The organism is Erythrobacter sp. MTPC3 (assembly GCF_042854385.1).
In the GTDB taxonomy this organism is placed as follows: Bacteria; Pseudomonadota; Alphaproteobacteria; order Sphingomonadales; family Sphingomonadaceae; genus Erythrobacter.
Window position 1 is genome coordinate 1 of the sequence record NZ_BTGP01000021.1, and the last position, 9131, is coordinate 9131.

The 9131-nt window shown below is 55.3% G+C and carries 5 protein-coding genes; 1 reads left to right on the forward strand and 4 read right to left on the reverse strand.

Annotated features, from left to right (window positions below; translation table 11 throughout):
- On the reverse strand, nucleotides 1-2104 hold a 2104-nt coding region (locus ACGHU1_RS16600; protein WP_390588780.1), incomplete at its 3' end, for a PAS domain S-box protein.
- An 89-nt stretch (nucleotides 2105-2193) separates the two neighbouring features.
- Here ACGHU1_RS16600 and ACGHU1_RS16605 point away from each other — a divergent pair.
- Nucleotides 2194-2541: an Hpt domain-containing protein gene (locus tag ACGHU1_RS16605; protein ID WP_390588783.1), complete on the forward strand. Its 348-nt coding sequence runs from the start codon at nucleotides 2194-2196 to the stop codon at nucleotides 2539-2541.
- On the opposite strand, the gene ACGHU1_RS16610 is transcribed toward ACGHU1_RS16605, so the two are convergent.
- The 3 genes from ACGHU1_RS16610 to ACGHU1_RS16620 form a co-directional block, all read right to left on the reverse strand.
- Complete coding sequence (locus ACGHU1_RS16610; RefSeq protein ID WP_390588786.1) at nucleotides 2538-3155, reverse strand: DNA-binding response regulator; 618 nt, start codon at nucleotides 3153-3155, stop codon at nucleotides 2538-2540. The two genes, ACGHU1_RS16605 and ACGHU1_RS16610, sit on opposite strands and share 4 nt — an antisense overlap.
- A 389-nt stretch (nucleotides 3156-3544) precedes the next feature.
- Nucleotides 3545-7042, reverse strand: coding sequence for a hypothetical protein (locus ACGHU1_RS16615; protein WP_390588789.1), 3498 nt, complete (start codon nucleotides 7040-7042; stop codon nucleotides 3545-3547).
- Nucleotides 7042-9131: SdrD B-like domain-containing protein (locus tag ACGHU1_RS16620; protein ID WP_390588791.1), on the reverse strand; the 2090-nt coding region annotated here is incomplete at its 5' end. The genes ACGHU1_RS16620 and ACGHU1_RS16615, both read right to left, overlap by 1 nt.

Genomic DNA, 9131 nt, shown 5'->3' on the forward strand with positions numbered 1-9131 from the left:
GTCCTGTGCCGCCAAACTTTTGATGCGTGATGTCGCTTTCCTGAGCGAAGCTATCGAAAATGATCTCGGTGCGGTGCGGCGATATCCCGCAACCACTGTCCTCGACCGTGATCACAAGCTCGGCGTCTTGCTCCTTTGCTGTAAGTCGCACAAAACCGGAATCAGTGAATTTTACCGCATTGCTGAGCAGATTGCTCAGGATCTGTCTCAATCGCATCCGGTCGGACATGATCCAGCGGGGCACCGCGTCGCTAACCTGGACTTCCAGATCGAGCTCTTTTTGAATAGCGGTGGGGCGAACGAGTTTGGCAGTGCTGTTTAGGATATGCGGTAGATCAACGGGCTGCTCGGTGATGGAGAGCTGTCCTGCCTCGATCTTTGAAAAATCGAGCACATCGCCGAGTAGGTGCATCATGGATTTGCCCGAGTCACGGATCAGCTCGACATGCTCGCGCTGCTCATCATTGAGGTCGCTGACAGCCAAAAGATCGGCGTAACCCAGGACACCGTTCATGGGCGTGCGTATCTCGTGGCTCATATTCGCGAGAAAGGAAGACTTGCTCGAAGCGGAGCGCTCGGCGGCCTCGCGTGCCTCGCGTAGGTTGCTTTCAAGCTTCTTTTGAGCGGTTACATCCCTGAGACTGACAATGACCTCAGAAGGGTGTCCTTGGGCATCCTTGATAACTGCCCCTTGCGCATCCATCCAATGATAGTCGTGCGGAGAGAGCGGGGCCTGCGCTCGAAATGTAACCTCCGATCGCTCCTTGGTCCCCGAAGCCAACGAAAAGAAAGATTCGATAAATATCGGAAGATCGTCGGGGTGGCACTTCTCGATCATGGAAGCGCCGACAATGCCCTCAGTCTTGGCCCCGAGCATCTCCTCGGCAGCCGGCGAGGCGTAGATACAGCGTCCCTCAAGGTCGAGACGGAAGATTGGGTCGCGCGAATTTGCTGCAAGCATCGCAAGCTGATGCTCTTTCTGGCGAAGTTGCTCGGACATCTCCTCATTGCGCGTGACGTCGACGACGATCCCGATGTAGCCGTGTATTCGTTCGCCCACCGCAGTCTCAGCAGTCGCGACCACCTCAACGTGGCGAATACCACCGTCGGAATGCACGAAACGGAAGCGGCCTTGACCTTCCGAGAGCTCGATAACGGAGCGCCACGCCTCAATAACTTTCGACCTGTCGTCACGGTGGACAGCGTTCACCCATCCCTCGCCCATGGCCTCGGTCGGTCCGATGCCCGCAATTTCGCACCACTTATCATTCGCAAAAAATAGATTGCCCTTGGCATCAGCCCTAAAGATGCCGACCGAGGAAAGCGAGGCGAAAGCGGAAAACCGTTTCTCGCTCCGATCATAGTCGCGCAAGGCCTTGGCCTGTTCGGTCACATCGAACATTACCCCTACAAAACCAAGCAGTTTTCCGTCTGGCGAAAACTCAGCCTGGTTGAGTGTCTGGAACTCGATGACTTCTCCGTCGCTCGTGCGAAAACGATTAGTGCGAATTCGGGAGCTGTTTTCGGGGGAAAAACCGATCCAGGGAGGATCATCTTTGTAGACCTGAGCGTCGACCACAAAACGCTGCCAGCCAGTTCCCAACAATTCGTCTTGTGAGTAACCCAGCTTCTGCGCCCACTGTTGGTTCACATATGAGATGTTGCCCTGAGGATCTGCCTGATAGATCGCTACGGGTGCGGCTTCTGCAAGCCGCCGAAACTTGCGCTCTCCGGAACTTTCTCCCGAGATATTGACTGCTTCGCGCATCAAACGGCCGGTGGCGATAACTAATGCCTCGGCGCCAGACCCAAAGCTCGCTCGTGCGCAATTGAGAAGAACGGTTTGCTGCGAGTTATCGCCCAGCAAGACGATCGCTTCCGCCGAAACGGGCCGAACGCTCTCAGTTTCGCACTGCTCAACGATATCCCTAGGCCGAATGTCGTCGATCAGTTGAAATGCCTCAGAGAACGGAAGATCCCCGCCATCAGGAAGCGAGGTAACACACTCACGGAACGCCTTGTTGACTTCCAGAATTCGACCGGATCTATCGAAGATGAACGTCATATCGGGAAGTTCGTCGATTGAGGAGTGCAACAAGCTCATATGATCGCCTATACCTTCGTCTAATTGCATAGTGAAACCAGCGAGTTTAGACGTTTTCACAAGTTACTGCGATTTCGACGGAGCTTGATGTGACAGCGGAGGAACTTTTCGACCGAGAGGCAGTTATAGCGAGCGCCGATGCGATCGGTCGCGACGCACTCGAAGGTGTCCTCAATGTCCTTGCGGAAACCTGTTTGGAGGAATGTGAGCAGGTCCGCGCTCATCTTGAAACAGGCAACCACAATGAGGTGCGTCGATTGGCGCATGGCATAGCTGGTGCCGCAGGCAATTGCTCTGCGACAAAGCTACAGAAGCTAGCCCGCCAAGTGGAGCAATCCGAAAACCCCAATGCAAAACAGATCGATGCTCTGCGATCAGCTGCTGAGGAAAGCTCAGCCTGGGTTCGCAGCGATCTGGCCCGATTACTCAACGGCTAAGAGAACTTTGCGCCCGATTGCTGCAAGGCAAGAATTGCCTGGGATCGGTTGGTAACGCCCAGAGTTTTGTAGATTGCAGAAAGATGCGACTTTACTGTGGCTTCTGACAGGCCAAGTTCGTGCGCTATTATCTTGTTCGAGCTTCCTCGAGCGAGCTCAACCGTCACTTTGGTCTGAGCTGGCGAAAGCTGCTCCAACCCGCTGTTAGCTGGTCCATTGACTTGATCGAAGCCCGAAAAGTAACTTCCCCCGCGCAAAACAACGTCAATGGCGGACTTCATTTCAGCAATTGAAGCGCTTTTACTCAAAAACCCTTTAGCGCCCAGCCCTGCTACTTGTTGAGGGATCGGAGAGGCGTCGTTTCCACTTACCACCAAAATCGGCAACTTGGGATGGGTCGAGCGCACCAAGGAGACATTCGATAGCCCTTGATAGTCCGCTAGTGCCAGATCGAGAATAAGAGCTGCGAAATCTCGGCGACGCAGCTCAGACTGTACATCCGAAAGCTTCTCAACAGTGGTAACCCTAAACTCGCCACCAAGAGAGAGTGTTGCCTCCCGCAGCGCCATCAAGCAGATCGGGTGATCGTCCGCTATAAGCACGTCGCGTATCATGATTGCACCATCTTCCCGTTCGTTAGCTGGGCGCTATTACCAAAAGCACTTACAATGTGCACCTGATTATACGAATTTTTACGTCTTTGCTCCCGATGATCCCAAAAATTCAGGTTGGCCAACCATTAGCTTTGCGTGCCGTCCTCGCTGCCTGGCGCGCCATCAAATCGAGCTTCACAAGATGCTTGCTTGAATAGCGATCGCTTGCGGAATGGCAGCCCCAGCACCCGAGACTTTCTATCCATCGCTTGCACTTCAAAAATGCTGGCGTGCTAATTCCCGTGGAGTTTGATTGCGATCCACCGCTAGCTTGAATTGCCCGGAGTAGAGAAGTCTTGCATCACTAGCGGGAAGCGATCATCGGGTCCTGTCGCTTCCCGCTAGTGACCTCAGAACTTGCCAAGGAAGTTTAAGAACGGCCCATGGCTTGTGTAGCTTTGATCAGTAAGATCGTCCGAGAAGTCAGAGAGCGAATAGCCGACGCCGACCTTTACGTTGTTGTTAAGGTGGCGATAGACAGCACCTAGCGCACCAACGCGCAAGTCGTCAGCAGCCGTGACCCACAGAGCACGCCCTTCGAGTAGAACGTCCCACTCCTTCACAACGTTGTAATCGGCGCGCAGGACAGCAAGATGAGCGGTTGAACTGACAAATTCCTCGCTTTCACGCCCCAACGAGACCTTACCCGTTCGGTATCCGTATCTGCCCCCTAGGGTAAGCTTACGTGATACGTCGTAGTTCACATCAACGAGCCCGATATGACTGACCTGTTTGGGACTTTGCGTCTGGCCCGAGCCAGTGATTTGTCCAACGGGACCGAGATCTTCAAAGTAATTGAACCGCACGAGAGCATTGAGCTTCTCGTTATCCACCGGTCGATAAGCAAAGCCAGCAACGACCTCGGTAAACTCAGCAGCCGAAATCGAGGCGCTACTGTTGTCGGCATCCGCCAAGTTGAATCGACCGATAAAACGCCAATCCGGATTAACCGCGATGCTGACATCGTTTCGCAACAACCACACGATTTGATCAAGCCCGACAGGACTGGTCTCGCGTCGCAGCTCTAAAGAACTGCCCAGACGGATGTCTTCTTCGGTGTAGCCAACGCCAAATGTCGCCGCAGTCCGACGGAACAGGCCCGTTGTTGCGTCATCAATCCGGCCGGTCTCGAAGCTGCCTGTGATCGCAAGATTCTCGATCGGTTCATACGTCAGCCCAAAGCTGCGCGTCAGCGACGGTGCAACTCCGCCTACACCGATACGGTTCTCACCGTAGACTGAAAGTGCGTCAGAGAAACGCTGCCTTGCGCCAGCAACAAGCGTACCGCGGTTGGAGCGCGTGAAAACATTCTGACTGTCGAGCCCCGTGTCAGTGCGATCGGCAAACAGGCTGTAGCCAACATAGGCTTCCGAACCTTCACTTAGCCGGTGGTTGAGCTGGATGTCTGCACCTGCTCCGCCATCGCCTTCAGAGATTTCGCCTGCGATCGACATACGCTGGGTGATCTGCGCTTTTAAGCCAACACCGGCGCGGTTATTCCGCTGGCGGGTTGCATCGCGATCGAGCGTCATCTGGCCAAAGGCATAGGTCGACCAGTTGTCGCCTCCTGGCGCATAACCAAGCTCCAGAGCAAGATCTGTACGACTACCATCTTGAATGCTGTTGAATAGAAGACCCGGCGTGCGTTCTTCATGGCGCAAGCCCAGTTTGGTCGTGATTGAACCGGTGCCAGATGCGAAAGCGTTTTCAATATCAATCGTACCTGTGTCGCTCGATCCGGTATTGCCGGAAGAAAGCGATTCATAGCCTGCGGCGATTTGGCCGTTTGCTAAGGGCATCGCAGCAGAGACGCCCCAGCGCTCCGTCTCTGCCGGCGTCAAACGCCCCGCAGATGAGAAGCCTTGGTCTTGATGCTCAAAATAGCCACCAAGCACCACTCCGTCGCCTGCCTTTCCGGTGAGCTCGTTGACGTTGATCGCAACTTCGCTGCGCCAAGCTCTAGCTTCCACACCAGCAACGCCAGGCGTTACGATATCAGTGAAAGATAGACCGCCATCAACCGAGTTTGACTGGCCAAATCCGGGACCCTCGCTCTGCGCGATTTCGGCTTTAAAGTATGTGCCCGCAGTTGCCCGCACCAAAACGTCGGCTCCGAGCAGGGTTTGCGATGCATCTTCGACTGTGTCGCGCTGCGCGGTCACGCCAAAGCGAACGATGTCATTGAGCCAGCCCGATGCGCGACCGCCCAGCGTATAGCCGTCAAGGCTACCTACCGTCGGCGTAAATTCGTAGCGAACCACAAGGACGGGAACATTGCCAGTCGAGCTGCCCTCTCGCACAACGCCGCTGCCTGCGACAGTCGAAGCCAGCGGAGTGAGCAACGTGATCCGACCCTGGAACGGATCGAAGTCGTAATCCTGCTGCGCATAGAGATCGCGCGACTCGATCACGATACCGGTCTCGCGGTCGCGCACCTCGATGCGAACACGCTCGGAGCCAACCGACACGTCTTGACGTTGCAGGAAGTAGAGCGAACCACCTGTGCCGCGGAATTCTTCACGAGCAGGAACCGTGCCCGGGTCAGACGCGAAGCCAGTGATTTGGAAGGCCCGTTCGCCGAACTCAGTCGTTTCAGAACTGTTTAGATCGATCAGCGCACCAAACAGGCCGCGATCAAGCTGCGCCAATTCAGCACCATTGATATTGGTCGTAAAGTTACCCAAAACGAGCTGGTTCTCGTCCTTCTGCACACGCAGGTAGAAACTCCCTTGCGTCGGGGCATCTTCGACGAGCGTCGAGTCATCACCATAGGTCGGGTAAAATTGTTCACTGTTCAGTCGGCGCAACAACTGGCGTGGGTCTTTGCGATCGAGATTGCTGAAGATGTCTTCTAACAATTCTTCGCCGGTATCGAGCGAAGATGTGATGCGCCAATCATCACCTACCACGCCTTTGGCGTAAAACGCGCCGCGCCCAATTGCGTAGCTTCCATCAGCAAGCGTATCACCCGAAACCTCGCGCGACGGACCACTGCCGAAGCTTTGGCCTAATGTGATGTCACCTTGACCGACGATAAACCAATCGTCGCGTTCGATCGCAAAGCTCTGTGTTGCTTCCTTGACTGTTTCACCGTCGCGAATGACGGACACAACCAGTTCGCCATCCTCGCGCGAGACGATTTGTTGTGCAGCAAAGTCACCATCATTTGCTACTGGTACTGCCTGCCCGCCCACGAACACGGTTTCCGCAATCGGATCAGCGCGGCCGGTCACGGTTGCCATGACGCCTTCAAGCGCAATGTTACGCCGCTCAGCTTCGTCTACCAGACCGAACTCTGGCCGGGTCGGCGCCTTCTCGGCACCGATTTGCTCAGGCACACGCTCATTGAGCAGCGTCAACTCATGCGCCGAGCTTTCATCGAACTTTCCGTCCTTACCGTACACGCGATAGACGAAGTACAGCGCATCCGGGCTGGCATCGTCAGCTTGCCAGACGGCAGCTCCGAACTCGTTGACCTCAACTGAAGCCAGTGGCTCGCTGTCCGGCGATACGCCGGCAACGAAGATGCGAATTTCGGCCCGCTCCACAAACGAGGGATAGTTGTTGTAGGCCTGGAAGCGCGCTTCCTCACCGCGAACGACGGTACGTACACTGTCCACCAAGCCAACACTCATTACAGGCGAGACGATCAGAGTATCCGCGCGGAAACGGATTTGGTACGTATCCTCACCAAAGTGATTGGTTTCAGCCTGGGCAGTGACGCCCTCTTCCGATCCCGAAGCGGCTTCTTGCGCAGCCACGGTTGCTGGAATTGCACTGACCGCGAGAGCGATAACCGCTGTGCTTGCGAAGAGGTTGCCCTGAAGGGGATTGAGTGATTTAGTCATTATTCTTCTCCCCCCTGATTGCCATCTCGTGTTGTTGCATCGTCCTGTCGTGGGGGTGCGACCCCGAAATTGAGCTCGCCCATCTTGCCTCGTGTGAGACGGATCGAGCGCGGATTGTCAGTTGTAGGCTGCCAGCCAAGTGGCAAAGTGCGGGTGTCAAGCTTCAGCACGTAGTTCGAGCCGATCCGCGCATCAGGCACGGCAGCACAAGCAATGTGGTAACGTCCGAACTCATCAGTCGTGATCAGTTGGCCGTTCACAGCTGCCAAGCGAACAGCCGGTACGCCCGGTTCACCCTCGTCTTGGTACCCGTTGTAGTTGGCGTCTTCGTAAACTTTGCCGATTAGTTCCGAACAATCGAATACACTGCTTGGAACAATCCGAACTGCTGCCTGACCCCGATTTGAGATTGCGGTTCCCGAAGGGCCGTCAAGACCAAAGCCGGTGTTGACTTTTGTACCTTCCGTTACACCAGCACCCACTGTGAGCACCAAGTTATAGGTCACCGTTGTATTGGCCGGGATACTTTGATTGCGCCATTCCAACTGGCGCCCAGAGTTTGCCGTTTCAGGTTCGGTCGGTGTTCCGTTCACGAACGCTGATCCCAATACGTATTTGAAACCCGACGGCAGAAGATCGACCACCGTCACGCCGGCACGCGAAACATCTTCAGCATTGCGGACAGTAATCTCGTAAGGAACAAGATCGCCCGTACTGACATTACGCTTGGTGCTGGTTTTCGTGACGATTAGCGGATCGCGCGACAAGAATGGATCAACTGGGATATGGTTGTTGATCACATCCGGATCGCCGGTCTCCAGCTCGAACGTCAGGAAGTACGTCGGACTAGCTTCGGTCGGCGCAGTTGGATCTGGCGACACGCGTACAGGGCTGGCCTGTCCGGTAGGATCAAGCGGTCCAGGCTGAGGTGGTAGGACGGTTGATGCAAAGCTGAACCCAGACGGTGGAGTGATGGAGATCGTATACTCTGTCTCGCCCGTAGGGCATTGAGGCGCAGCACCGGGCACCAGATCAAAGCGATACTCGCCAGTCGAGCCTGTTGTCTGACTTGCCTGTGAAGGATCAAGGAAGCAGATTGGCGGTAACGCCATGCCATTTGGTCCAAGCAGAGTGGCCGTTGCGCCATCAACCGGAGTCCGGTCGACGCTGTCATAAATGACGCCTGACGGATCGATCGGGAGATTCTGATCGACCACGACCGTGTTCGATCCAAGATCGAGATCTTCGATCAGCCCATAGACTACATTGTTTTCAGGGTTGCGGAACCGGATCGAGTAGTCCGGTCCACTGAGCAAATCCTGGAACGAGTATTCACCCTCAGCATCGGTGACTGTCGTCGCGACAACATTGCCATCACGCAATATCTCAACGATCCATCCCGCTCGACGCTCATCGCTTGAATCAAGCGCACCATCACCATTAACGTCGAGGAATACCGTGCCTTCAACAGAGCTAAGGGGTGGCTCAACAACAATTGTTACACTGCTGGTTGCGCAGTTGGTCGGGTTGAGCGTCTCGCAGATCTCGTACTCAATTGCGTAGGTGCCTGGTGGCACGTCTGCACTCACAGAGACAGTTCCCGTCGCAGGATCGAGTACGATACCCGGATCACCTGGCCCTGAGATAATCGACAATGTCACATCATTGGGATTCACCGGCTCACCGTTGAGCGTGTCGTTATCAAGGACATTGACAGCGTTCGGGTTTCCAATACCGCCTGCGACGGGGTTAGGAGTATCCGCACCAGCAGCGATTTCCGGTGGCTCGACGACGATTTCCACCGTGCTCGTCGCACAGTTAGTGGGATTCAAAGTCTCACAAATTTCATAGGTGATCGTGTATGTGCCAGCAGGGGTTCCTGGAGGAACGTCAACCAGCCCGGTTGCAGGATCCATAGTCGGAACAGGCGCGCCAGGCGTAACTGGTGTCGCCGGAGACGTGATTGTGGCCATGACATCAGCAGGATCAACAGGCGCACCATTGATGGTGTCGTTGTCGAACGCGTTGATGATACCGCTCGCACCATCTGCTCCATTGACGGCAGGCGGCGTGTCTGGACCCACAACGA